Below are 25,246 nucleotides of genomic sequence, written 5' to 3'. Positions count from 1 at the left end.
GAAAATCAATGGCAACAATTGAAGGCCGCAAGGGTGGCGGCGGTGATGCCCACACGCCTGTTGAGTCCCCTGACTCCCTGCAATCTACCTCTTACGCCAAAATCCTGCTTGCGCTTGCCGAGGGGGAATTGGCCGGTGGTCTGGATGGTACCAATATCTTTCTCGATGGTACCCCGATCATCGGCCCGGATGGTTCGGAGAACTTTCCTGGCGTGAAGTGGGAGTTTCGTCCAGGTACTCCGGATCAGGACTATATCCCCGGCATGCCCGACGTTGAAAACGAGATCACCATTGGTACCGAACTTACCAGCTTAAATCCGTGGGTGCGTTCGCTGACCAACACCCAACTCTCAGCTATCCGTCTTCGCTTCTCATGGCAGCAGTTACAAGAGCAGTGGGATAACGGTGACGTGGTGGGCTATCGCATCGAGTACGCGCTAGACGTTGCGACCGATGGGGGAGCGTATCGTGAAATGCTGAAAACTGCGGTCGATGGTAAGACCACGACAAAATACGAGCGTAGCCACCGCATTAATCTACCAAAGGCCACCACCGGCTGGCAGGTGCGGGTGCGCAGGATAACGCCGAACAGTACAAGCAATCGAATAGCTGACAAGATGGTTATTGAGTCGATTACCGAGCTGATCGACGTGAAACTCCGGTACCCAGAAACCGCGCTGCTTTTCGTGCAGTTCGACGCGAAACAGTTCCAGAATATCCCGCAAGTTTCCTGCGAGCCTAAAGGTTCCGTGATCCGTATCCCCACGACATACGACCCGATCAAGCGTACTTATACCGGTACTTGGAACGGAAGTTTTAAATGGGCCTGGACGAATAACCCTGCCTGGGTGTTTTACGATCTGCTTATCAACGACCGCTACAGCATCGGTAGCCGTGTTAAAGCTGAGAACCTGGCGCTGACGAAGTGGGACTTATACGCCATAGCGCAGTATTGCGATCAACTGGTACCCGATGGGCGCGGCGGCAGCGGCACAGAACCCCGTTTTCTCTGTGATGCCTACATTCAATCGCAGGAAGAGGCCTGGACGGTGCTGCGCGATTTCGCGAACATCTTCCGTGGCATGACGTACTGGGCCAACAACAGCATGAATGCGCTGGCTGATATGCCCCGCGATGTCGATTACATCTATACCCGCGCTAACGTCAAAGACGGGCTATTTACGGACAGCAGCTCCAGTGAGAAGACACACTATAGTGTGGCAATGGTGAGCTGGAGCGACCCGGCAAACAGCTATCAAGACTCTGTAGAACCAGTCTTTGATAACGCGCTTATCCGCCGTTACCAGGTCAAACAGGCTGATCTGACTGCTATCGGGTGTACCCGTCAGACCGAGGCCATTCGCCGCGGCAAGTGGCTACTGTTGACCAACGACAAAGACCGGGTGATCTCCTTTACTGTGGGCATGGATGGCAACATACCATTGCCGGGGTGGATCATCGGCGTGGCAGATGAGGCGATGGCAGGGCGGCCACTCGGCGGCCGTATCAGCTCTGTTTCTGGCCGTAACATTACGCTCGATCGTGTGTCGTCAGCAAAAGTCGGTGAGCGTCTTATCGTGAACCTGCCCAGCGGCAAATCACAGGCCCGGACAATCAGCGCTGTCAGCGGCAAAGTAGTGACCGTTTCGACCAACTACAGCGAAGCGCCAGCGGCAGAATGCGCGTGGGCTGTTGATGCTTCCGATCTGGCTATTCAACAATTCCGTGTCACCGGTATTACGGAAAACGAAGACGGTGTTTCGTTCGATATCACGGCCATCGAGCACGACCCGGACAAGTACGCACGTATCGACACCGGCGCACGTATCGAAGACCGCCCGATCAGTGTGATTCCTCCGGGCGTACAGGCACCACCGGCTAACGTCCGGATCAGAGAGAACTCTGCGACGATCCAGGGGTTGGCGGTGGCCACGCTCTATGTGACTTGGGACAGAGCCGAGAGCGCTATTGCTTACGAAACGGAATGGCGCAGGGATAACGGCAACTGGATACCCGGCCCGCGTGTTTCAACGCTGGGTTTTGAGGTGCAGGGTATTTACGCTGGCCGGTACCAGGCGCGTGTCCGGGCAATAAACCCGGCAGAGATTTCCAGTGTTTGGGCCAACGCCCCGGAAATGGTCTTAAAGGGCAAGATAGGAGAGCCGCCAGCTCTGGCCAGCTTTACCACTGCCAGCCAGGTAATGGGGATAATCATTAATTGGGCATTCCCTCCAGGGGCCGAAGACACTCAAAGGACAGAGATCTGGTATAGCAGCCAATCGAACGGAGCGGGCGCAATGCACTTGGGTGATTATGCCTATCCGCAACGTAGCCACACGATGAGTGGGTTAGCTGCGGGCGTTAAATTCTGGTTCCGAGCCCGCCTTGTTGATCGGCTGGGTAACGCTGGGCCATGGACTGGTTGGACGCAGGGGGCATCGAGCAATCAGGCTGACGAAATCCTTGATTATCTGGCAGGCCAAATAACGGATACCGAGCTTGGCAAAGAGCTACTGGCACCAATCGAAGATGCCAGAGAGTTAAAAAATATGTGGTCTGTGAAGGTCGGTCAGACCGTGGACGGGAAACAGTATCTTGCCGGGATCGGCGTAGGGGTGGAGAACACCCCCGAAGGGATGCAGAGCCAGGTGCTTATATCTGCCGATCGCTTTGCTGTTCTTAATCAGCCAGGCGGGGCCGGTTCGGCGGTATCCGTCCCGTTCGCCATTGATGGTGGCCAGGTCTTTATGAACTCGGCATTCATCAAAGACGGCTCTATCACTAATGCAAAAATTGGCGAGTCTATAACGTCAAATGACTGGGTGTGGGATCCAGACAATAGCAAAACGGAGGGATGGGCAATCGATAAAAGGGGGGCCGCCTGGTTTAATAGTGCTTATGTTCGAGGGACTATTGAAGCACAGGCCGGATACTTTGCTGGGGAGCTTCGAGCATATAACGGATATTTTGGCGGTGAAATACGTGGCGCGGATGGGTATTTTACAGGCACTGTTTTTGCCGAGAAAATTTTAGGTGACACGGTACATGTTGGAGTGTGGGATCCAATTTATGTAGTAGGCGTTAATGCGAGCAATCACAGGTATTTTAACGGTGGCCTTCCTTATGCATCGGTTGTGGTTATCCCCTACGTGAATATAGTCACAACAGGCTCTGGCCCAGGTGGCGGGCAAGTCTATATTAAAGTAAATGGTGTTGATTATTGGCGTTCTAATGCCAGTGGTGCAGGATATGACTCGTATGCCACATATAGAGGTTCTATCGTAATTGATGTTCCAGCTAACGGAACGCTAGATGTTGAGTTCGGAATTACTGGGGCTCCAAGCGGCCATGTTTGGACAAGTACGCTCCACCCCGGCCCCGGAGTTCCCGGCACTGGAGGTGCGATAGCTGTCATGGCATTCCGAAAGGGGCAAAATCCTTTCTCTTCGTAGTTATGGAAAACCAACAATCACTATAACCCGCTCCGGCGGGTTTTTTATTGGAGAGTAAAAATATGGCAGTAATCAGTGGTGTATTAAAAGGCCCAATGGGTGACGCGCGTGTAGGTGTAGTCATCGAATTGCGTGCTGTCCGAACGTCTGCATCAGTTGTTATTCAGGCGCGTTCCCAATCAGTAACTGACGCAACTGGCCGCTATACGCTGAGCGTTGAGCCTGGTCAGTATGATGTAATGATTACCGCCGCAGGTCGTCAGCCTGAGCGGGTAGGCGTCATACAGGTAATGGTGAACTCAGTGACGGGGACACTAAACGATTTCCTCCTTATCCCTGGTGAGAGTGACCTCAACCCCGCAATTGTGGCCATGGTAGACCAGATGCGAGCAGAAGCGGCCGCATCAGCAATAGCGGCAAAGACCAGTGAAAACAACGCCTCGGCGGCAATGACAAACGCGCTGAGTAAAGTAGTGGCGACAGAGCAAACTGTTGCTAGTTCGGTGAAGTTTAATAACGGGGTCACGTCACTCAGTGATGTGGTTATGCAGGCAAAAACGCCCGGTGCAAATGTAATAATGCGCTTTAAAGATGTAGACGGCGTTGAGAAAGGTGCCATTTTCAATACTGTTGCAACGGGACAAATGACGCAGCGCTGGGGAGGGACAGCTTTTAGCGCAATGTATAAAGAAGACGGCACGGTAACATTTCCTAGTGATGTTTATTCAGGAAATGCAAAATTTGCGACAAGAGCTATCGCTTTAGGGACGAAAGATTTAAACACGGTTTTTGAAGAGGGTGATCATTACCAGTCAACAAGTGCCAACGCAACCCCAGCCAGAAACTACCCAAATTACTTGGCTGGAACATTGACAGTTTTTGTATCTCGCGCATCTGTTGGTAGCGGAATCTATGTAACCCAACAATATTATCCATATAAAGCAAGCGCGTATTTTTTCCAGAGGGTTTATGATGCAGGTATATCTGCGTGGACGGATTGGGAAAGTTTCAGAAGTCAAAGTTATAACGATACTCGTTATGCTGCATTGCAAGGGGTAGGGAAAACCTTCTCGGATTTAGAATCATTTAAAACATGGCAGTCATCACAAAACGGTTTGACGTCTTTCCGACTGAGCGCCGCCGTTGGCGGGTTCCCCGCTTACAATCCGAGTTTGATATGGAACACCAGCGATACATATGCAATGCTGATGCCGTACTATTCATCATCTGAAATTAAATGCGTAACAGGTAATGCGTCTGGTAAATATCAAGAGTTCTTCCTCTGGAACACCGGCAATACTACGGTAGACGCCAACGGCTTTATCAAGAAAGCCAGCCCGATTGTGAAGTTGTTCGGCGATGGTACGAGCGAACTCAACGATCAGAGCCAGGGTGTGACCACCGAGTGGGTTTCCGAAGGGGTCTATCGTATCTCTGGTACCCTTGGCTTTAATGCTGATGCCGAGTGGGGCGGGGTGGATGGTGGTATCGAAATCCCGACAGACCGCAATAAGTTGCCGCTGGTGTGGGTTGATTATGAAGTAGATGAAACCGGCGACCTGCTGATCAAGACCTTCCACCGCGTAAACTCTACCGCGCCGAAGTTCGCCCAGAACGTGAAGGTCGGATACAAGGAAGGTCAGCCGATCGACATCCCTGCCGGTCGCTGGATTGATCTGCGTGTCGAGATGCCTGGCGGCGATGAGCCGGAGTACGTCCCTGAGCCAGAACCGGAAGACGAAGTTATCCTGGAACCAGAACAGCCAGAGGTAGCGGAGCCGGAGAACGGCGAAGAGCAGGCACCAGATGAAACGCCTGCACCGACAGAAGAGCCCAAGGAGTGATAGCAGCGCCGGGAGAAATCCCGGCCTCTATGGGGCATAAATGGGGCAGAAACTTTGCAAATATGGGTAGAGTTGAGCAGGAGAGGTTGAAACAGAAAGGTAGAAAAATACTGTTAAAACATAGGATAAGCAGGCTTAAGCAGACTTGGTAAAAAGAGGCTCAGTACTGTATAGACGTATTGAGCCACGTTGCTCCGAGCCTCTCTATCAGTTTTTATAGGATGTCTGGCGGCCTGAGTGTAGCCCGTTTCAGCACCGGTTCCCAGATCCCCTATGACGATCGCCAAGTATAACCGCTAATGCTCACCATTAGGTGAACTTTGCTGTTTCTTAAGGGGTGACGACGATCGCCACGCGACGGTTTTCAGCGCGCCCGCTGGAAGTGGCGTTACTGGCTACCGGCTGGCGTTTGCCCATTCCGCGAGTTTCTATATTGGCACGCGGGATGCCGACACCGGCCAGGACATCGGCCACGGCGTTGGCGCGGCGCAGTGAAAGCTGGTCGTTGTAGCTGTCTTCACCGTAGTTATCGGTATGACCATCCAGGCGGAATTGCACGATGTTAACGCTCTTCAGCGCCTTGCCCATCTTCTCGACGATCTCGGTGCTTTGAGGGCTCAATTTACCGACGTTGTTACCGAACAGCACTTTGTCGGAAAAGCCAAACTCCCAACCGTTATCGGTCAGTTTGAACCCTTGCGCCTGCAGTAAGGCGATCTGTTCCGCCGTCAGCCCCTGTGGTTTGCTCTGGCAGCCTGCCAGGGTGAGCAAGGTGATAAACATTAACGCCAGTAGGGAATAAGACCGTTTAAAATTTTGCTGTAACATTGATTTTTCTCTTTTTGGTTGTTTGAGGCCCGGTGCTGGTGCTATTTGCGCATCGCTAACCGCCAGCCTCCGTGGGACAGGTGTTTTGCCCGGTACATTGCGTCATCCGCTTCGTTGAGCAGTTCCTGAGTGGTAGAGGCATGTTCAGGGTAAAACGCGATGCCGATACTCAGTGCGGCGATCACTCTTTCCTTGTTGGGCAACACAATGGGTTGTTGCATACACTCGATGATGATGTCGGCAATCGGCAACACATCGTTGGTGTCTTTGAGCGGTGCCAGCAGGATGGCGAATTCATCACCCCCCATCCGGGCGACCAGATCGTGCTTGCGCAACCTGCTACGCAGGCGCTCTGCGATGGTGATCAAGACGGTATCACCGGCAGCATGGCCATGGTTATCGTTCACCTCCTTGAAACGATTGCCGTCGATAAACAGTACCGCCAGCTTTTCATCGGGTTCGAGCTCTGACAGCGCGCGGCCCAACTGAGCTTCAAAGAAGGCCCGGTTTGGCAACCCGGTCAGGCTGTCGTGGGTGGCTTGGTGGGTTAATGCGTCATTCTCTTGTTGCAGGTGCTGTTGCCAGGCTTCGATTTCATCCAGCAGACCGTTAAAATCACAGCTCAGTTCGTGCAGTTCGGCAATCGGTGCTGAAGGCACCCGCAGTTCGAAAGTCCGATCGCGGCGTACCGTATGGGCAACGTTGGTGATATCGTCCAAGGAGGTCACGATCCCTCTGAGCATTCTGCGGGAAAGTACCAGGGCGCACAACGTACTGAGCATCAGGCAGGCAATCATGCCTACCATGCCGCGCAGCAAGAATTTCAACAGACTGCTGCCGTTGCCGGTCAGCCAGACCAGGCCGATCTGTTTGCCTTCACGGGCGATGGGCAAAACCACCGCTTCCGGCAAGATCCAGCGGGCCACCATCTGTTCCAACCCATGCAATGGACTGTCCGCTGGGTGGCTCCAACTGGCCAAGGCGACCCCCCGCATATCCAGGATCCTTGCCTCCGACACTTCCTCGTTCGAAGCGATCAGCATCAACGCTTCGCGAGCGGCGGGGCGGTCTTCAAACACCACGGCGGCTTCAGCGGTATAACTGATCGAGCGGGCAATCAGATGCAGGTTATGGTTGGCATAGGCTCGCAGGGCAAACAGCGCTAGCAACGTCAGGAAGATCCCTGCAGCGCTGACGGCGATCAGCGCCAGCCCCAGGTTCATCCGTTGCAGCACTTGGCCCAGCGTAGGGCGAGATGTAGCCGAACCTTTTTGACCTAACAGTTTCATTGCGGCGGCACCTTTTTACGCGCCAACTGCAGCACGTTGGGGTGAACACGCACGCCACTGCGCGCCAGTGAGTCCAGATTCACTTTAAAACCCGCCTGATCGTTGCTGATTTGCAAACAAAAGGCACTGCCAACAGCACATTCCATATCCTTTTCGCTGATGCTGAGGATCGAGTGACCCGAAATCCGGTGGAAAAAATCTTGTTTCTGAGCAGCATTAACGTCGCCCAAGTACACTACATCGCAGCTAGTTGCCAACTGCGGATTATCTATCTCGATCCGCAGGGTTTTGATTGGCTGCGGTGCTGTCAGCAATACCGGGTCGAACAGACCTTCGGCATACTGCACAGGCGCAGTCACGCACAAGCGGATCGGATCAGGTTTGGCGGGCCAGCGAGCATAGCTGATAATCCCCACCACCACGGTGGTGACGGTATGAATACGTTTTTGGTAGGGATCTTGTGTATCAGCCCCGGCCAAGCTGGGAAACGTCAACATAGCCAGCAGCAGGATCGGTAACATGCGACGCGATCGGACCGGGTTGCTATATAAACCCTGTGTCCTGGCAGCCAACCTTCTGGCCTTTATCGACATCTTCATTTGCCATTCCTGCCTACGGCCGGCTTGGTGGCGCGGCAGTCTGATACTAAATAATTGAGCCTAGTCGAAAAGGGTAAAACTTTGCCACGTACAATCAATCACACTACCCAAAAAGCATAACCTGACCGTCTTGGGGGCGGATTGTATTATAAGAGCCGTTTGTTGTGCGCTTTATGCTCGGTTTTATGAGATTTTTCCTAGGTATTTTTAACGTTATAAAACGCCCGGCAGGGTTTGCCAGGCGTTTTAGTGAAAGTAGTGTTTCCTTACGCGCTTATAATAGCGTTTTTCGGCTCGCTTTGATGCGGTTAATCACCCATTTTTCTACTTCTACGATAAGAAATAGCCCAATGGCTATCATCAACGTCACTCCCCAATAGAACAGCGGCAGCGGCGCGGTGCCAAACAGCGCGTTCATAAACGGCAGATAAATGATGGCCATCTGCAGCAGTAACAGTACGCCACTCACCAACCACAGGCCCTTATTGAGGAACAACTGGCGGTTGAGCGGGAAGCGGTCTGCGGTGCGGCAGTTGAACATGTAAACCCACTGCGCGGTGACCAGGGTTTGCAGTAACACGGTGCGGATCAGCTCGCTGCTGTAGCCGCGTGGCGCCATCCAGGCTTCCAGGGCGAAGGCGCTGAGAGCGATCAGCACGCCGACGAAGCCGATGCGCCAGATAGCGTGCAGATCCAACACGTTGCTGCCCGGCACCCTCGGTTTACGGTGCATCAGCCCTTTTTCGGCGGGTTCATAGGCCAGGCCGAAGGACAGGGTGGTGGAGGTGGCCATGTTCATCCACAGGATCTGGATGGGCGTCAGCGGCAGCATGGCACCGGCCAGAATGGCGATGATGATCAGCAGGCCCTGTGCCAGGTTGGTCGGCAGCACGAACAGGATGGTTTTCTTCAGGTTGTCGTAAACGCGGCGGCCTTCTTTTACCGCGCTGGCGATGGTGGCGAAGTTATCGTCGGTCAGCACCATATCGGCGGCTTCTTTAGTGACCTCGGTGCCTTTGATCCCCATGGCGATACCGACGTCAGCCTGTTTCAACGCTGGCGCATCGTTGACGCCGTCGCCGGTCATCCCTACCACGCCGCCTTTATCCTGTAACGCTTTTACCAGACGCAGCTTATGTTCCGGGCTGGTACGGGCAAAGATATCGTAACGCACGGCGGCTTCCGCCAACGCCTGGTCATCCATATGTTCCAGTTGGGAACCGGTGATGGAATCCTGGCTGTTACCAATACCCAGCATAGCCCCGATGGCCATGGCCGTTTTTTGGTGATCGCCGGTGATCATCTTCACGCGGATCCCCGCTTGCTGGCATTCGGCGATAGCAGCGACCGCTTCAGGACGCGGTGGGTCCATCACACCAGCGATGCCGATAAACACCATCTGCTGGCGGATATCACCGTGATCCAGCGCCACCTCGCCGTCTGGTGTGGTTTTACTGGCGGCGGCCACCATACGTAAACCTTGCTCGGCAAAGCGCGACATCTCCGCTTCCCAGTAGCCGCGGCGGAAGGGCTTGATACCAGAATCGGTCAGTTCGAATTCGCACAGTGCGAACAGCACGTCCGGTGCGCCGGTAAGGAACACCTGATTCTTGCCTGCTACCTGGCTACGTACCGCCATATATTTGTAACTGGAGTCGAACGGGATTTTAGCCAGTTGGCGGGCTTCACCTATTTCCAATCCGGCCTTCATCGCCAGCACTTTCAGTGCACCTTCCGTCGGGCTGCCTGTGATCGCCCAGCGGCCGCTGTCATCCTGCTTTACCTGGCTGTCGTTACACAGGGTGATCGCGGTAATGAACTGCGCTAACGGTGGGATATCTTGAACTTGCGCCGGTTTGTTACTGTCGGCAAAGAAAATGCCGCCAACCGGTTCATAGCTTTCCCCTTCCACACGGTAGGCATGGTCGGCCATGATGACGTTTTTTGCCGTCATTTCGTTCATGGTCAGCGTGCCGGTCTTGTCCGAGCAGATCACCGTCATCGAGCCCAAGGTTTCTACCGTAGGCAGTTTGCGGATAATCGCGCGGTTACGTGCCATCGACTGCACGCCCAGGGACAAGATAATGGAAATAATGGCTGGCAGACCTTCGGGTACCGAGGCCACCGCCAGGCTGATCAACGCTACCAGCAGCTCACCGAGCGGCATATCACGCATTGTGAAGGCAAACACGAACAGCAACACCATCATTACCAGGATCAGGATGAAGATGTTTTTGCCCAGGCGATCCATCTGTTGCAGTAACGGGGTGCGCTGGGTCTTAACGGTCGAGATCATCTCGCTGATGTGACCGAGTTCGGTATAGCCGCCAGTTGCGATAACCACGCCCTTGGCATTCCCGGCGCTGATGGTGGTGCCGGAGAACAACAGGTTGGTGCGATCGCCAATCATCACTTCATCAGGGATAGCGTCGGTTTGTTTCGAGACCACGGTAGATTCGCCGGTCAAGATGGCCTCTTCAACCTGAAGGTTGTGAGATTCCAGTAACCGCAGGTCGGCGGGAATTTTATCGCCAGGGCGCAATAATACGATATCTCCCGGGACCAAATCTTCCGCATTCACGGTGTGGTTAATTCCGTCACGCACCACAATAGCCTGGCTGGAAAGCATATTCTTAATGCCTTTCAGCGATTTCTCTGCGCTGTTTTCCTGCACAAATCCGATAAGGGCATTGATCACGGCAACGCAAAGAATAACCACCGTATCGATCCAATGCCCCATAATGCCTTTGAGGAAGGCGGCGGCCAGCAAAATATAAATCAGCACATCGTTAAAGTGGGCAATAAAGCGCATAAAGGCACTTTTGCCTGCCTGCTCCGGCAGGGCGTTGGGGCCAAACTTCTTCAGCCGCTCGGCGGCTTCCTGCTCGCTCAGGCCTTGTTGCTGGCCGTTCAAGTGCTGAAGCGTTTGTTCAATATCATATTGATACCAGGCTTTTTCCGGCTTGGGCGGCTCTTGGTATGCAGTGGGGGAATGTTTTGGCATGGAGTGCCTCTCCTTAAAGTCGTTCGAATCTAAGTCCCCATCTGTGTCGGCAGCCCTTTTGCCGGGTTGATATTCCATTGTTTTCTGTCACACAGACGTGAATGGTAATAATTTCAGTTAGTGGATGGTCAATTATCTGCCGCGTGATAGTAAATAATCGCAAACTTGAGTTTTTGATCTGAGATAATAAAAACAAAGTAATAGGAATTGTTTTAATCAGTGAGAAAATGTTTCTCTATTAATGTCTCTGTAACGTCATTTTTTGTATAGAAAAACTCGTGTCTGCATAGAAAACTATAGAACACTGGCGTTATTGTGTGATGAAAAAATTTCCCATAATCCCATGATTTTTCAAAACGTCGTCTTGCTGTTCTGCCTGATGCGATAGTCTGACAGCGTGGTTTTCATCTACGCTGATAAACTTGTTATAAAGTAATGAATGGATACACGTTTTTGCTGTCTATGATTAATACCTGATGCCAGCCAATGGTGGCGGCACAGTTTTGTTCCCAGCGTGGCTTCACACGGTGGGGCGTGAGACACTCGCAGAGCAGGATCCACTGGCCCGTTGGCTGCTGACGCGTCGCGGCAGCGGGGTGGATCGGTTCTGGCAAGCTAACCCAGCGAGGAAAGAGTAAGTATGGTCAAGGTGGACAAATGGCGGTTGTGGGCTGTAGGCCTGTGCCTGACGGCATTTTCTGGTGCAACATTGGCAGACTCGCTGGACGGCGAACGCCAGCGTTATCTGCAAATCAAGCAGGCCTGGGACAGTAAACAGATGGACGTGGTGGCGCAACTGATGCCAACGCTGCAGGATTACCCCCTGTATCCTTATCTGGAGTATCGCCAGTTGACGCAGGATCTCAGCACGGCCAGTGCGGCTCAGGTCCAGCAGTTTTTGCGGTCGCATCCTACGTTGCCACCCGCAAAATCGCTCTCTGCCCGTTTCGTGAACGAGCTGGCGAGCCGTCAGGATTGGACTACCCTGCTGGCCTTCAGCCCGCAAGAGCCGAAACCGGTCGCGGCGCGCTGTAATTTCTATTACGCCAAGTGGGCCACCGGCGATCAGCAGGCAGCTTGGGCCGGTGCCGATGATATCTGGATGAGCGGTAAAACCTTGCCTGGCTCCTGCGATAAGCTGTTCAGCGTCTGGCAGGCTGCCGGTAAGCAAACGCCGTTGAACACGCTGGCGCGGATGAAACTGGCGCTGAAAGAGGGCAACAGCGGCCTGGTGAACTACCTGTACCGCCAACTGCCAAGCGATTATCAGACCATGGGGGATGCGCTGGTACGGTTGCAAAACGATCCCGCCACGCTGGAAGCCTTTGCCCGTAGCGTCGGCCCCACAGATTTTACCCGTTCGGCTACCACCATCGTATTCGCCCGTCTTGCCCGTCAGGACGTAGAAAATGCTCGAGCCATGATCCCAACGCTGGCCCGCCTGCAGAAAATGAGCGAAAGCGAGAAGTTGGCAATGGAGGAAGAGGTAGCCTGGCGGTTGATGGGCAATGATGCCACCTTTGAGCAGACTCAATGGCGTGATCGGGTGATCCTGCGCAGCCAACAGCCAGCCTTGCTGGAGCGCCGCGTGCGTATGGCGCTGGGCGTGGGCGATCGTCAGGGGCTGAAAACCTGGCTGGCACGTCTGCCTGAAGAATCGCGTAACAAGGACGAATGGCGCTACTGGCGTGCCAGTGTAATGATCGATGAAGGTAAACGCAGCGAAGGGGAAGCGATACTGCGTAGCCTGATGAATGAACGCGGCTTCTACCCGATGGTGGCGGCGCAAAAACTGCAGGTGCCTTATCCGGTGATGGTCGCCGTGGCGGCAAAACCGCGCGCCGATCTGGTGAGTGGCCCAGAGATTGCCCGGGTGCGTGAACTGATGTACTGGAATATGGATAACCTGGCGCGCAGCGAGTGGAGCTCATTCGTCGCCAGCCGCAGCCGCCCGGAGCAGGAAGCGCTGGCCCGCTATGCCTTTGAGCAGAAATGGGCCGATCTAAGCGTACAGGCGACCATTGTTGGCAAACTGTGGGATCATCTTGAAGAACGTTTCCCGATGGCCTGGCCGCAGGAATTCCGCCGTGCTACCGAAGATAAAGGCATTACGCCGAGCTATGCCATGGCGATAGCCCGCCAGGAGAGCGCCTGGAACCCGAAAGCGCAGTCGCCGGTCGGGGCCGCAGGTTTGATGCAGGTCATGCCGCGCACCGCGAAACATACGGTGGATCTGTTCGGCATCCCAGGCTACAGCAGCCCGAGCCAGCTGTTTGATCCGCAAACCAATATCACCATTGGTACCAGCTATCTGGAGTCGGTGTATCAGCAATTTGGTCGTAACCGTATTCTTGCGTCTGCGGCCTATAACGCTGGCCCATCACGGGTGAATACCTGGTTAGGCAATACCGATGGCCGGGTGGATGCCGTGGCGTTTGTGGAAAGCATTCCGTTCTCGGAAACCCGTTCTTACGTGAAGAACGTGTTGGCCTATGACGCATTTTATCGTTACTTCATGCATCGACCAGCGAAGGTATTGACGGATGCCGAGTGGCAAAGACGCTACTAATTCTCGATAAGATAGTTACCTAAATAACTGTGTTTAATACCGCACCACGAAAGTCAGAGGCAGGTGGGAGCCAGGCAGGTTAGCCGACCGTTGAGCGCAAGGATGCGCGATTCGAGCCCTCAGGGATGAGTTTACGGCGTGTCGGCGTTCTGCATGGCCCCACCTGTTGCACCAATACATGCAGCTATTTAGCTTAGCGTTAGCGGCATTTTGACGGCTACCTGGTCTATGCTATGCTGCTGTACTAGTTAAATAGTATGGTGGCTGGCATGACGCAATTATCGCTAAACGACCCCGCTCTTTCAGAACAAGGCAATGAAGATTGGCTGCGCTTTGTCGCACTGCTGCAGAGCTCGTTCGATCAGGATCTGCACCAACAGTTGATGCAACTGCTGCTGACGCCGGATGAGCGAACTGCGCTGGGGACACGGGTGCGGATTATTCAGGAACTGATGCGTGGCGAAATGAGCCAGCGCGAGCTGAAGAATGAGCTCGGGGCAGGTATCGCAACCATCACCAGAGGGTCAAACAGCCTGAAGATGGCGACGCCAGCGCTGAAACAGTGGCTGGAACAGCAACTACTGGGGTGACGCCATCACCCCGGTGGCTTATTGCTGCGGCGTATTATTGCTGTTGTGGCTGCGGTAGATCGGATTGTGGAACGGCACCAGTGCCAGCAGCAGCGCCTGATGGTAAACGCTGGTGCGGCTCAGCCGACCGTCGGTAAAGATACCGATCGCTCCCCCCTGACGTTTGACTTCGCTATTGCCGGTGATCAAGGTCATTTCATCGCCTAACTCGCGACCAGCCCGAATACCCTGTAAAATTGATTCTGGCAGCATCAGGCTGGCAGAACGCGATTCGCCACGGGTCGTCGGGTTTTCTACCGTCATCCAGGCGAACGTCATATTTTCTTCGATCCCGGCTTCTACTCCGACCCAAAAGTCGGCTTCTGGCCGCACCTGCCGGGCTTCCATCACGCGCTGGCGTGCGCCGGTACGGGTTTCGGTATTGCCAATGGGTTGCAGTGAAACGCCGCTGGCGACGTCAACCGATTCTATGCGGCATTGGTCTGCGCCAAAGGTATCTTCAAAAGCCAGTTGAATAGCCCTGATCTTTGCCGGGTTGGTAGTTGCAGCGATAACATGATACATAACGGCTTTAGCTTCCTTAAAGTGGGGCTGTGTCTTGCCATGATTTTTGATGGCGGCAAGTTATGCGTAGTGCAAGGCACGAGCCACAGATAAACTCAAGTTTCACGCAGTATAACGGAAAAGCATAATGTTACAGGTATACCTCGTTCGCCACGGCGAAACGGAATGGAACGCAGCACGCCGCATTCAGGGCCAATCCGACAGCCCATTAACCGCCACTGGCGTTCACCAGGCTCATCTGGTTGGCAAACGCGTTAGCCGCGAGGGCGTGACGCACGTGATTTCCAGCGATCTGGGCCGCACCCGTCAGACCGCGCAAATCATTGCGGACGCTTGCGGTTGCGACGTTATGGTAGATGCCCGGCTGCGTGAACTGCATATGGGCGTTCTGGAAGAACGTTTGATCGACAGCCTGACACCGCAGGAAGAGCTGTGGCGTAAACAGATGGTCGATGGTACTGCTGACGGCCGTATCCCTCAAGGTGAATCTATGACGGAGTTGGCCACGCGGATGCATGCGGCGCTGACAGAGTGCCTGAAACTGCCACAGGGCAGCAAGCCGTTGATTGTCAGCCACGGTATCGCACTGGGGTGCCTGATCGGGACAGTGTTAGGGTTACCGGCCTATGCAGAGCGCCGTCTGCGTTTGCGCAACTGCTCGTTGTCACGCGTCGACTATCAGCAAAGCCCCTGGTTGGCTCCAGGCTGGATTGTGGAAAGCGCGGGCGATATCTCGCATCTGGACATGCCCGCGTTGGATGAGCTACAGCGCTAACGGCGGATCGGGATCAGATAGTCGCAACGGATCTCGCTGGGTGGCTGAGGCGGACGCCGGTCACCTTGCGGATAGAAGCGCTCAATATCGTGCCCTTTGCGGCGGGTCAGTTCCAATGCTGGCAGGCAAGTGCCGTACAGTATCAGGATAAAGTCCTGCAGGCCGGATGCTGGCCCCTGATAGCTGAACATGGCATATTCACCGCCCTGCAGCGTGATCGGCTGGCCTTCCTGCACCTTGGTCGGAACGTGTTGCGCCTCCAGGGCAGTGGTATACAGCACTTCCTGCTCGTCGTCTTTTTCCTGGCTTGGCCGCGAGTGGTGCAGGCCGTAAAGCACCGGTGGCAGGGTTTCTATCTGCCCCAGGTACTGTTGCCAGAATTGGGTACGGAGCTCGGAGCGGAAGTTGGAGATTTGCTCTAACGTACAGGAGTAGCTCTGCGTCAGGCCGATCAGGTCCAGCTCTGGTAGCGTGACAAACTCTGGATGTGGCAGCGTAAAGGCGCCCAGACGTATTGGCGGGCACATGCCGAAGGCGTTCCAGTCTTCTGAACGGCGATACAGCGCCGGGGTTTGCGCAAACTGTTTTTTGAATGCGCGAGTGAAGGTCTGCTGTGAGTCGAAACGATACTGCAAAGCAATATCCAGAATAGGCCGACTGGTGAGGCGTAATGCGACGGCGGCTTTGGACAATCTTCTTGCCCGAATATAGGCGCCGATGGCGTTCCCAGTGATATCCTTAAACATCCGTTGCAGATGCCATTTAGAGTAACCCGCTTTTGCCGCCACGTTATCCAGTGACAAAGGTTGGTCCAAATGGCTTTCCAGCCAGCTAAGCAGATCACGAATGATACCGGCTTGATCCATAGATCTTCCTCGTAGAGCTTCAGGTTCGGAACCCGAACTGTTTGATTTGTCATGCTGATACCTGATGCTCACTGACTTATTGATCAATCAGTTGCATTACATACGGCGCTTTTGCGATATGCGTTGCGGGAAGCGGGGGAAAACTGGTGTTAACAGGCATTAAGCGATGACGATGCCGCATAATAGCAACTTTTTTCCTCCACGACTCCCAAAGATTTTTTTCGCTCTCTGTGCTAAAAAGAGCTGCCTGGGCCGAGGAAAACCCATTTCTATGACCTGAAGCATCGGCGTTCTTATTAGCAGCCCTGTGATTTAACACGCTGTTCTATTGGAGTTAAGTGAATGAAAAAAGGATGGATATTTTTGTTCGGTCTGGTTTGCGCAACGGTTAATAGCGCGCAGGCGGAACAGGTAGGATCGGTCGATACGGTGTTCAAACTGTTTGGTCCAGATCATAAAATTGTGGTGGAAGCGTTCGACGATCCCGATGTGAAAAATGTAACTTGTTATATCAGCCGGGCTAAAACCGGTGGGATAAAGGGTGGGTTAGGGCTGGCAGAGGATACCTCGGATGCCGCCATTTCTTGCCAGCAGGTTGGGCCGATCGAGCTGAGCGACAAGATTAAAAAGGGCAAGGCGGAGGGAACCGTGGTGTTCCAGAAGCGCACCTCTTTGGTGTTCAAAAAGCTGCAGGTAGTGCGTTTTTATGATGCCAATCGCAATGCGCTGATCTACCTGAGCTATTCCGATCGGGTGGTAGATGGTTCACCGAAAAATGCCCTGAGCGCGGTGCCAATCATCCCTTGGGGTGAAGCCAAGTAATCCAGACGGGCGCAGTATACAGCGCCCCCCTACGTTGTGAGCCCATTCAGATGGCATCGCGTCTGGTCTCAATAAAAAAGGGTTCAGCAAGCTGAACCCTTTTTAACCTGTGACGTTAAGACAGGCTTATTCTTCCAGATCGCCGCAGAAGCGGTAACCTTCACCATGAATGGTGGCAATGATTTCCGGCGTGTCCGGCGTGGATTCGAAGTGCTTACGAATACGACGGATGGTCACGTCTACGGTACGGTCATGCGGCTTCAACTCACGGCCAGTCATTTTCTTCAGCAACTCACCACGGGACTGGATCTTGCCCGGGTTTTCACAGAAGTGCAGCATGGCGCGGAATTCGCTGCGTGGCAGTTTGTACTGCTCGCCAGCAGGGCCGATCAGAGAACGGCTGTTGATGTCCAGCTCCCAACCGTTGAACTTGTAGCTCTCAACCAGCTTGCGCTCTTCGCCGACGCTACCCAGATTCATGGTGCGTGACAGCAGGTTGCGCGCACGGATGGTCAGTTCGCGTGGGTTGAACGGTTTGGTGATATAGTCATCGGCGCCGATTTCCAGGCCAAGGATTTTATCGACTTCATTATCACGACCGGTCAGGAACATCAGCGCGACGCTGGCTTGTTCGCGTAGTTCACGCGCCAGCAACAGGCCGTTCTTGCCTGGCAGGTTGATATCCATGATAACCAGGTTGATATCATTTTCGGACAGGATGTTGTGCATTTCTGCACCGTCATTGGCTTCATGAACAATGTAGCCTTCCGCCTCGAAAATGCTCTTCAGGGTGTTACGAGTGACTAACTCGTCTTCGACAATCAGAATGTGCGGGGTCTGCATATTTGCTACCTAAAATTGCCAACAAAATAGAAAATAGGAAGTACAGCAGTCTCGGTGTTCTTCCATGGAGGGCAGAGATACCGCTCACGTTCCCTCAATTACCAAACGACTACAGTACGTAAACTCGTTCTTGATGCGCTTTCCATCAATGTCAACAAGATCGCTAGCTGGGTGGGGGGCTATTTTTTACCACCCCGAATGATGCCAAAACGGCGCATATCCTAACCCTATTAACAGCAATATAACAGTGTGTGCCGAATTCATCACCTAACAAAACTACCCTTTGTTGACATATATCAAATTCAATTGTAGCACGTTAACAGTTTTGTGAAAAACACTTACAGAACTGCCAAGTTAAGTCACAGATCGTCAAATTCTGTGAACGATTCAGCTTTGTTGGGGCCGATGCGTTACAATTGAAAGCTAACTGTTTAGGGTGAAAATACAGTGCTTTGTTTTTAATGAAAATTAAAATTTAACCTGTAGTTATGAATGCTTCGTCTGCTTTATAGGTTGAAGTGCCTATTTAATAATATTATAGCAAGAGACCATTTACGATGTTAATCGTTTGTAAATATAATCAGACAAATCCCAACAGTCAAAGAACTATTCTCTTTATTTTTCTGGAGTCTTGATGCAGCTTCATATCGTGTTAGTCGCGCCCGCTCGGGCGGAAAATGTTGGCGCAGCGGCGCGGGCGATGAAAACCATGGGCTTCACCTCATTGCGCATCGTAGACAGCGAGGCCCATCTGCAGCCCGCCGCCCGCTGGGTCGCCCACGGCGCTGGCGATATTCTGGATGCGGTGCAGACGTTTTCTACCCTGCAAGAGGCATTGGCAGACGTGGACTTTACCGTTGCGACCACCGCTCGCAGCCGCGCACGCTTCCATTACTACTGTACCCCTCAGCAACTGACGGAGCAGTTGGCGGAACGCCAGCAATGGGTGCATCAGGCTGCACTGGTGTTTGGCCGTGAAGACTCGGGCCTGACCAATGAAGAGCTTGAGTTGGCCGATCTGCTGACCGGCGTCCCGATGGTGGCCGATTATCCTTCGCTGAACCTCGGCCAGGCGGTGATGGTGTATTGCTATCAACTGGCGCAGTTAATGTCAGTCAGCGCGCAGCAGGACCCCCTAGCCGATGCCGGGCAGCTCAACGCGTTGCGGCAACGGGCAGATCGCCTGTTACAGGCGCTGGACGTGGCAGATGACCAAAAATTGCGCGATTGGTTACACCAGCGGCTCGGGGTGTTGCAGCAGCGCGATACTGTCATGCTGCACCGGTTGCTGCATGATATTGAAAAAAAACTGACGAAGTGATGTAGGCGTTTTCTGTTGCTTGTCTGGTGTTATTCACTATTTAATCGGCTTCATTGTGATTTTTTGTTCTGCAATTCCGTTTTTTTATCGGCTTCATCGCGCAGATCCCGCTGTGGCCAGTAAATAGGCAAAATAAAGAAATAATTTGACTTGGCCAGACGATTGCTTTAACCAATAGAGGGGACAGAGATTCTAATGAGACAGACAGACAAAATGCGAAACATCAGCCTGAATACGACAATTATTACCACCACCGATACCACAGGTAACGGGGCGGGCTGACGCGTACAGGAAACAGAAGAAAAAAGCCCGCACCTAACCAGTGCGGGCTTTTTTTTCGGCATAAATTCAGGAGATAACAGAAATGCGAGTGCTTAAATTTGGTGGAACCTCGGTAGCGAATGCGGAACGTTTTCTGCGCGTTGCCGATATCGTGGAGAACAATGCACGCCAGGGACAGGTAGCCACGGTATTGTCCGCACCGGCCAAGATCACCAATCACCTGGTGGCGATGATTGAAAAAACGGTAGCCGGCCAGGATATTCTGCCAACCATGAGCGACGCCGAGCGTATCTTTGCCGACCTGCTCAGCGGTTTGGCCAAGGCGCTGCCTGGCTTTGAGTACGATCGCCTCAAGGCACTGGTCGAGCAGGAGTTCGCGCAGCTCAAACAGGTACTGCATGGCGTGGCGTTGTTGGGGCAGTGCCCGGATAGCGTCAATGCGGCCATCATCTGCCGGGGTGAAAAGCTTTCTATTGCCATCATGGAAGGCGTCTTCAAAGCCAAGGGCTACCCGGTGACGGTGATTAACCCGGTAGAGAAGCTGCTGGCTCAGGGCCACTATCTGGAGTCGACCGTAGATATTGCCGAGTCCACTCTCCGTATCGCTGCAGCGGCCATTCCTTCTGACCATATCGTCCTGATGGCGGGCTTTACTGCCGGTAACGACAAAGGCGAACTGGTCGTGCTGGGGCGCAACGGCTCCGATTATTCCGCCGCCGTGCTGGCCGCTTGCCTGCGTGCCGACTGTTGCGAGATCTGGACCGATGTGGACGGGGTTTATACCTGCGATCCGCGTACCGTGCCGGATGCCCGACTATTGAAGTCGATGTCCTACCGCGAGGCGATGGAGCTCTCCTACTTCGGCGCCAAAGTTCTCCACCCGCGTACCATCACCCCGATTGCCCAGTTCCAAATCCCTTGCCTGATTAAAAACACCGCCAACCCACAAGCTCCCGGCACCTTGATCGGTGGCGAAAGCGTGGCTGATGATACGCCGGTAAAGGGCATCACCAATCTGAACAATATGGCGATGATCAACGTGTCCGGCCCAGGAATGAAAGGCATGGTCGGCATGGCGGCACGTGTGTTTGCCGTGATGTCACGCGCCGGGATCTCGGTGGTGTTGATCACCCAGTCCTCTTCCGAATACAGCATCAGCTTCTGTGTGCCCCAGAGCGAGCTGCAACGCGCTCGTCGTGCCCTGGAGGACGAATTCTACCTGGAGTTGAAAGACGGCGTGCTGGAGCCGCTGGACGTGATGGAGCGCCTGGCAATCATCTCGGTCGTCGGCGACGGTATGCGCACCCTGCGTGGCATCTCTGCGCGCTTCTTCTCTGCTTTGGCTCGCGCCAACATCAATATCGTGGCGATCGCTCAAGGCTCTTCCGAGCGTTCAATCTCCGTGGTGGTCGATAATGATTCCGCCACCACCGGTGTGCGCGTCAGCCATCAGATGCTGTTCAACACCGATCAGGTGATCGAAGTGTTTGTGATTGGCGTCGGCGGCGTCGGCGGGGCGCTGATCGAGCAGGTTTATCGCCAGCAGCCTTGGCTGAAGCAAAAACACATCGATCTGCGTATCTGTGGCATTGCCAACTCAAGGGCGATGTTGACCAACGTGCACGGCATCTCGCTGGAAAGCTGGCGGGACGAACTGGCCGAAGCCAAAGAGCCTTTCAATCTGGGCCGCCTGATCCGCCTGGTGAAAGAGTGCCACCTGCTCAATCCGGTGATCGTCGACTGTACCTCCAGCCAGGCAGTGGCCGATCAGTATGCCGATTTCCTGGCCGATGGTTTCCACGTGGTAACGCCAAACAAGAAGGCCAACACCTCGTCGATGAATTATTACCAGCAACTGCGCACCGCAGCAGCCGGTTCTCGCCGCAAATTCCTGTATGACACCAACGTGGGTGCGGGCCTGCCGGTGATTGAAAACCTGCAGAACCTGCTCAATGCGGGCGATGAGTTGGTGCGTTTCACCGGTATCCTGTCGGGGTCACTGTCCTTTATCTTCGGTAAACTGGATGAGGGGATGTCGCTGTCAGAGGCCACCTTGCAGGCCAAGGCCCTCGGTTACACCGAGCCAGATCCGCGTGATGACCTCTCGGGGATGGATGTCGCTCGCAAGCTGTTGATCCTGGCGCGTGAAGCGGGCTATGCGCTTGAACTGAGCGATATTGAAGTCGAATCGGTGCTACCGCCGTCGTTTGATGCCAGCGGTGATGTGGAGAGCTTTATTGCCCGCCTGCCGGAGTTGGATGCCGAATTTAACCGCCGTGTGGCCGCTGCTGCCGCGGAAGGTAAGGTGCTGCGTTATGTGGGTGCCATCGAAGAAGGCCGCTGCCTGGTACGTATTGATGCGGTAGACGGCAACGATCCGTTGTATAAAGTGAAGAACGGTGAGAACGCCCTGGCCTTCTACAGCCGTTACTATCAGCCATTACCGCTGGTGCTGCGCGGTTATGGTGCCGGTAATGATGTGACGGCGGCCGGGGTATTTGCCGATCTGTTGCGCACACTGTCATGGAAGTTGGGAGTCTAATATGGTTAAGGTGTATGCACCGGCCTCAATTGGTAACGTCAGCGTCGGGTTCGATGTGCTGGGAGCTGCGGTTTCCCCTATCGACGGCACGCTGCTGGGGGATTGCGTCAGTGTAGAAGCGGCCAGCCGCTTCAGCCTGGAGAATGGCGGGCGTTTTGTCAGCAAGCTGCCGAGCGATCCTAAAGAGAACATTGTTTACCAGTGCTGGGAGCGTTTCTGCCAGGCGATTGGCCGTGAAGTGCCGGTAGCGATGCGGCTGGAGAAGAACATGCCGATCGGCTCTGGGCTGGGATCCAGCGCTTGCTCGGTGGTGGCCGGTCTGATGGCGATGAACGAATTTTGCGATCGCCCGCTCAACGAGACGCAACTGCTGGCCCTGATGGGCGAACTGGAAGGGCGTATTTCCGGCAGCGTGCATTACGATAACGTTGCGCCTTGCTATCTGGGCGGCTTGCAGCTGATGCTGGAAGAAGAAGGGATCATCAGCCAGGAAGTGCCTGGCTTTAAAGACTGGCTGTGGGTGATGGCCTATCCGGGCATCAAGGTATCCACCGCAGAGGCGCGTGCCATTCTGCCCGCGCAATACCGCCGCCAGGACTGTATCAGCCATGGCCGTTATCTGGCGGGCTTTATTCACGCTTGTCACACTCAGCAACCGCGTCTGGCGGCCAAGCTGATGCAGGACGTGATTGCCGAGCCTTATCGCACCCGCCTGTTGCCAGGCTTTGCCGAAGCGCGTAAAGCCTCACAGGATATCGGTGCCTTGGCCTGCGGTATTTCCGGCTCCGGCCCGACGCTGTTTGCGGTCTGTGATGACGGCGCAACGGCGCAACGCATGGCCGATTGGCTGACCAACCATTACCTGCAAAACGACGAAGGTTTTGTTCATATTTGCCGCCTGGATACCGCTGGCGCTCGACTATTGGGATAACGCATGAAACTGTACAATCTGAAAGATCATAACGAACAGGTCAGCTTCGCGCAGGCTATCAAACAGGGCCTGGGTAAGCAGCAAGGGCTGTTTTTCCCGCTGGAACTGCCAGAATTCGAACTGACCGAGATTGATAAGTTGCTGGAGATGGACTTTGTCACTCGCAGCAGCAAGATCCTGTCCGCTTTTATTGGCGACGAGATCGCCGAAGAGGCGCTGTACAAGCGGGTGAAGGCCGCGTTTGAGTTCCCGGCCCCGGTGGCACAGGTGGAGAGCGATGTCGCCTGCCTGGAGCTGTTCCACGGCCCGACGCTGGCGTTTAAAGACTTCGGCGGCCGCTTTATGGCGCAGATGCTGGCGGAAGTTGCGGGCGATCAGCCAGTGACCATCTTGACTGCAACCTCCGGTGATACCGGCGCTGCCGTTGCTCATGCCTTCTATGGCCTGAAAAACGTGCGCGTGGTGATCCTCTATCCACAGGGCAAGATCAGTTCGCTTCAGGAAAAGCTGTTCTGCACATTGGGTGGCAACATCCACACCATCGCTATCGATGGCGACTTTGACGCCTGCCAGGCGTTGGTGAAGCAGGCGTTTGACGATCAGGAACTGAAAGAGGCCGTTCACCTGAACTCGGCCAACTCGATCAATATCAGCCGCCTGCTGGCGCAAATCTGCTACTACTTTGAAGCCGTGGCGCAACTGCCGCAGGAAGCCCGCAATCAGTTGGTGATTTCCGTGCCAAGCGGCAACTTTGGCGACTTGACCGCCGGGCTGCTGGCGAAATCCCTGGGGCTGCCGGTGAAACGCTTTATCGCCGCCACCAATGCTAACGACACCGTGCCACGCTTCCTGACCACTGGTGAATGGCAGCCAAACGCCACCGTGGCGACGTTATCCAATGCGATGGACGTCAGCCAGCCTAACAACTGGCCGCGTGTGGAAGAACTGTTCCGCCGTAAAATCTGGCAGTTGAAGGAGTTGGCACATGGCGCGGTGAGTGATGAAACTACCAAAGAAACCATGAAGGAGTTGGCTGCCTTGGGCTACCTTTCAGAGCCTCATGCGGCGATCGCCTACCGCGTTCTGCGCGATCAATTGCAGGCAGGGGAGTTTGGTCTGTTCCTGGGCACGGCACATCCGGCCAAGTTCAAGGAAAGCGTTGAAGAGATCCTCGGCCAGGAGTTGCCGTTACCACAGGCCTTGGCTGTGCGCGCACAGTTGCCACTGTTGTCGCATAACATGGCGGCGGATTTTGCCGCGCTGCGTCAATTCATGATGACGTTGCCAGTCTGATAAAACCCGTTCCCTCTCCTAATGGGGAGAGGGAACGGATTTCTCACTGCTCCGGGCGTTTGAACACCAGCTCATTACCTGCCGAAGCCGCCTCATCGAAGGCATACCCTTCCAGATTGAAATCAACCAGCTGTTCTCTGCGCTCCAAGCGATTCTTGATGATAAAGCGGCTCATCAGCCCACGCGCTTTCTTGGCGTAGAAGCTGATGACTTTGTACTTGCCGTTTTTCTCGTCCAGGAATACCGGCTTGATCAGCGTACCGCGCAGCTTGGCCGGTTTTACCGATTTGAAGTATTCATCCGATGCCAGGTTCACCACCACATCATCGCCTTGCTGCTCCAGGGCCTGATTCAGCTTTTCGGTGATCCGATCGCCCCAGAAGCTGTATAGGTCTTTGCCCTGCGGGTTCTCCAGCTTGATCCCCATCTCCAGCCGGTAAGGCATCATCAGGTCCAGCGGGCGCAGCACCCCGTACAGGCCAGAGAGCATCCGCAGATGCTGCTGTGCGAAGTCGAAATCCTCTTCGCTGAAGTCTTGTGCCTGTAAGCCGGTATAAACGTCGCCTTTAAACGCCAACAGCGCCTGGCGAGCATTGTCCGGGGTGAAGTCAGGCTGCCATTCGCCAAAGCGTGCGGCATTCAGGCCCGCGAGCTTATCGCTGATGCCCATCAGGCCGGAAATTTGTGCCGGGGTCAGCTTACGGCAGATTTTGATCAGCTTTTGCGACTGATCCAACAATTCGGGCTGAGTAAAGCGCTCGGTGGCTAACGGGCTTGCATAATCCAGGGTTTTGGCAGGTGAAATAATAATGAGCATGGTCACATCCTGTTT

Annotated in this window: 19 protein-coding genes and 1 other annotated feature; of the genes, 11 read left to right on the top strand and 8 right to left on the bottom strand. The window is 54.3% G+C overall.

The features are described 5' to 3' along the window. Positions 1-8: 8 nt before the first annotated feature. Both A6U95_RS04180 and A6U95_RS31380 read left to right on the top strand, forming a co-directional pair. Positions 9-3,452: a DUF1983 domain-containing protein gene (locus tag A6U95_RS04180; protein ID WP_065683582.1), complete on the top strand. Its 3,444-nt coding sequence runs from the start codon at positions 9-11 to the stop codon at positions 3,450-3,452. A gap of 62 nt (positions 3,453-3,514) precedes the next feature. Then, positions 3,515-5,296, top strand: a complete 1,782-nt coding sequence (locus tag A6U95_RS31380) for a prophage tail fiber N-terminal domain-containing protein (protein ID WP_083196311.1) — start codon at positions 3,515-3,517, stop codon at positions 5,294-5,296. A 330-nt stretch (positions 5,297-5,626) separates the two neighbouring features. On the opposite strand, the gene A6U95_RS04170 is transcribed toward A6U95_RS31380, so the two are convergent. The 4 genes from A6U95_RS04170 to A6U95_RS04155 form a co-directional block, all read right to left on the bottom strand. Continuing rightward, complete coding sequence (locus tag A6U95_RS04170; protein ID WP_065683581.1) at positions 5,627-6,124, bottom strand: OmpA family protein; 498 nt, start codon at positions 6,122-6,124, stop codon at positions 5,627-5,629. 41 nt (positions 6,125-6,165) lie between these two features. After that, positions 6,166-7,413, bottom strand: coding sequence for a diguanylate cyclase (locus A6U95_RS04165; protein ID WP_065683580.1), 1,248 nt, complete (start codon positions 7,411-7,413; stop codon positions 6,166-6,168). Further along, entirely contained in the window at positions 7,410-8,012 is a 603-nt protein-coding gene (locus tag A6U95_RS04160) for a YfiR family protein (RefSeq protein WP_065683579.1), read from the bottom strand. Before A6U95_RS04160 ends, A6U95_RS04165 begins: the two co-directional genes overlap by 4 nt. 274 nt (positions 8,013-8,286) lie before the next feature. Continuing rightward, positions 8,287-11,016, bottom strand: coding sequence for a cation-transporting P-type ATPase (locus tag A6U95_RS04155; RefSeq protein ID WP_065683578.1), 2,730 nt, complete (start codon positions 11,014-11,016; stop codon positions 8,287-8,289). Between the two features lie 649 nt (positions 11,017-11,665). Here A6U95_RS04155 and sltY point away from each other — a divergent pair. Both sltY and trpR read left to right on the top strand, forming a co-directional pair. Beyond that, on the top strand, positions 11,666-13,585 hold the full coding sequence (sltY, locus tag A6U95_RS04150) for a murein transglycosylase (RefSeq protein WP_139102324.1): 1,920 nt from the start codon (positions 11,666-11,668) through the stop codon (positions 13,583-13,585). Positions 13,586-13,854: 269 nt separating this feature from the next. Further along, positions 13,855-14,175 carry a trp operon repressor gene (trpR, locus tag A6U95_RS04145; protein WP_065683576.1) on the top strand — a complete coding sequence of 107 codons (321 nt, stop codon included), beginning with the start codon at positions 13,855-13,857 and terminating at the stop codon, positions 14,173-14,175. 18 nt (positions 14,176-14,193) lie between these two features. Here trpR and yjjX read toward each other — a convergent pair whose 3' ends face one another. Continuing rightward, on the bottom strand, positions 14,194-14,739 hold the full coding sequence (yjjX, locus tag A6U95_RS04140; protein WP_065683575.1) for an inosine/xanthosine triphosphatase: 546 nt from the start codon (positions 14,737-14,739) through the stop codon (positions 14,194-14,196). 127 nt (positions 14,740-14,866) lie between these two features. On the opposite strand from yjjX, the gene gpmB reads away from it, so the two are divergent. Continuing rightward, entirely contained in the window at positions 14,867-15,514 is a 648-nt protein-coding gene (gene gpmB / locus A6U95_RS04135; protein ID WP_021179239.1) for a 2,3-diphosphoglycerate-dependent phosphoglycerate mutase GpmB, read from the top strand. Here gpmB and robA read toward each other — a convergent pair. Then, positions 15,511-16,380 (bottom strand): MDR efflux pump AcrAB transcriptional activator RobA, encoded by an 870-nt coding sequence (robA, locus tag A6U95_RS04130; protein ID WP_024527222.1) that lies wholly within the window; start codon positions 16,378-16,380, stop codon positions 15,511-15,513. The two genes, gpmB and robA, sit on opposite strands and share 4 nt — an antisense overlap. A gap of 342 nt (positions 16,381-16,722) precedes the next feature. Here robA and creA point away from each other — a divergent pair, with 342 nt between their 5' ends. Continuing rightward, a complete protein-coding gene (creA, locus tag A6U95_RS04125; protein ID WP_021179241.1) occupies positions 16,723-17,202 on the top strand; it encodes a protein CreA in 480 nt (159 codons plus the stop codon). 126 nt (positions 17,203-17,328) lie between these two features. Here the strand turns inward: creA and arcA are convergent, their stop codons facing one another. Next, entirely contained in the window at positions 17,329-18,045 is a 717-nt protein-coding gene (gene arcA / locus A6U95_RS04120; protein ID WP_024483588.1) for a two-component system response regulator ArcA, read from the bottom strand. 634 nt (positions 18,046-18,679) lie between these two features. Here arcA and A6U95_RS04115 point away from each other — a divergent pair. From A6U95_RS04115 to thrC, 5 genes are all read left to right on the top strand, one after another. Beyond that, on the top strand, positions 18,680-19,366 hold the full coding sequence (locus A6U95_RS04115; RefSeq protein ID WP_065683574.1) for a tRNA/rRNA methyltransferase: 687 nt from the start codon (positions 18,680-18,682) through the stop codon (positions 19,364-19,366). A 195-nt stretch (positions 19,367-19,561) separates the two neighbouring features. Beyond that, a complete protein-coding gene (gene thrL, locus A6U95_RS29575) occupies positions 19,562-19,648 on the top strand; it encodes a thr operon leader peptide (RefSeq protein ID WP_071592991.1) in 87 nt (28 codons plus the stop codon). Beyond that, positions 19,587-19,705: a sequence feature (Thr leader region), on the top strand. It overlaps the preceding gene by 62 nt. Positions 19,706-19,730: 25 nt before the next feature. Beyond that, a complete protein-coding gene (gene thrA / locus A6U95_RS04110) occupies positions 19,731-22,190 on the top strand; it encodes a bifunctional aspartate kinase/homoserine dehydrogenase I (protein ID WP_065683573.1) in 2,460 nt (819 codons plus the stop codon). Position 22,191: 1 nt separating this feature from the next. After that, the gene (thrB, locus tag A6U95_RS04105; RefSeq protein WP_021179245.1) at positions 22,192-23,121 is read left to right on the top strand and encodes a homoserine kinase; all 930 of its coding nucleotides are present in this window, start codon (positions 22,192-22,194) and stop codon (positions 23,119-23,121) included. Positions 23,122-23,124: 3 nt separating this feature from the next. Continuing rightward, positions 23,125-24,414 (top strand): threonine synthase, encoded by a 1,290-nt coding sequence (gene thrC / locus A6U95_RS04100; RefSeq protein WP_065683572.1) that lies wholly within the window; start codon positions 23,125-23,127, stop codon positions 24,412-24,414. Positions 24,415-24,457: 43 nt separating this feature from the next. On the opposite strand, the gene yaaA is transcribed toward thrC, so the two are convergent. After that, complete coding sequence (gene yaaA / locus A6U95_RS04095) at positions 24,458-25,231, bottom strand: peroxide stress protein YaaA (protein ID WP_065683571.1); 774 nt, start codon at positions 25,229-25,231, stop codon at positions 24,458-24,460. Between the last annotated feature and the right edge of the window lie 15 nt (positions 25,232-25,246).

This window comes from Serratia sp. 14-2641, from assembly GCF_001692375.1.
Classification (GTDB): domain Bacteria; phylum Pseudomonadota; class Gammaproteobacteria; order Enterobacterales; family Enterobacteriaceae; genus Chania; species Chania fonticola_C.
This window is presented reverse-complemented; position numbering and strand designations above follow the sequence as displayed.

What these genes read in the sequence shown, in the direction of transcription:
- A6U95_RS04180 (WP_065683582.1), top strand. Translation starts at nt 9, where the DNA reads ATGGCAACAATTGAAGGCCGCAAGGGTGGCGGCGGTGATGCCCACACG.
- A6U95_RS31380 (WP_083196311.1), top strand. Translation starts at nt 3,515, where the DNA reads ATGGCAGTAATCAGTGGTGTATTAAAAGGCCCAATGGGTGACGCGCGT.
- A6U95_RS04170 (WP_065683581.1), bottom strand. Translation starts at nt 6,124, where the DNA reads ATGTTACAGCAAAATTTTAAACGGTCTTATTCCCTACTGGCGTTAATG.
- A6U95_RS04165 (WP_065683580.1), bottom strand. Translation starts at nt 7,413, where the DNA reads ATGAAACTGTTAGGTCAAAAAGGTTCGGCTACATCTCGCCCTACGCTG.
- A6U95_RS04160 (WP_065683579.1), bottom strand. Translation starts at nt 8,012, where the DNA reads ATGAAGATGTCGATAAAGGCCAGAAGGTTGGCTGCCAGGACACAGGGT.
- A6U95_RS04155 (WP_065683578.1), bottom strand. Translation starts at nt 11,016, where the DNA reads ATGCCAAAACATTCCCCCACTGCATACCAAGAGCCGCCCAAGCCGGAA.
- trpR (WP_065683576.1), top strand. Translation starts at nt 13,855, where the DNA reads ATGACGCAATTATCGCTAAACGACCCCGCTCTTTCAGAACAAGGCAAT.
- yjjX (WP_065683575.1), bottom strand. Translation starts at nt 14,739, where the DNA reads ATGTATCATGTTATCGCTGCAACTACCAACCCGGCAAAGATCAGGGCT.
- gpmB (WP_021179239.1), top strand. Translation starts at nt 14,867, where the DNA reads ATGTTACAGGTATACCTCGTTCGCCACGGCGAAACGGAATGGAACGCA.
- robA (WP_024527222.1), bottom strand. Translation starts at nt 16,380, where the DNA reads ATGGATCAAGCCGGTATCATTCGTGATCTGCTTAGCTGGCTGGAAAGC.
- creA (WP_021179241.1), top strand. Translation starts at nt 16,723, where the DNA reads ATGAAAAAAGGATGGATATTTTTGTTCGGTCTGGTTTGCGCAACGGTT.
- arcA (WP_024483588.1), bottom strand. Translation starts at nt 18,045, where the DNA reads ATGCAGACCCCGCACATTCTGATTGTCGAAGACGAGTTAGTCACTCGT.
- A6U95_RS04115 (WP_065683574.1), top strand. Translation starts at nt 18,680, where the DNA reads ATGCAGCTTCATATCGTGTTAGTCGCGCCCGCTCGGGCGGAAAATGTT.
- thrL (WP_071592991.1), top strand. Translation starts at nt 19,562, where the DNA reads ATGAGACAGACAGACAAAATGCGAAACATCAGCCTGAATACGACAATT.
- thrA (WP_065683573.1), top strand. Translation starts at nt 19,731, where the DNA reads ATGCGAGTGCTTAAATTTGGTGGAACCTCGGTAGCGAATGCGGAACGT.
- thrB (WP_021179245.1), top strand. Translation starts at nt 22,192, where the DNA reads ATGGTTAAGGTGTATGCACCGGCCTCAATTGGTAACGTCAGCGTCGGG.
- thrC (WP_065683572.1), top strand. Translation starts at nt 23,125, where the DNA reads ATGAAACTGTACAATCTGAAAGATCATAACGAACAGGTCAGCTTCGCG.
- yaaA (WP_065683571.1), bottom strand. Translation starts at nt 25,231, where the DNA reads ATGCTCATTATTATTTCACCTGCCAAAACCCTGGATTATGCAAGCCCG.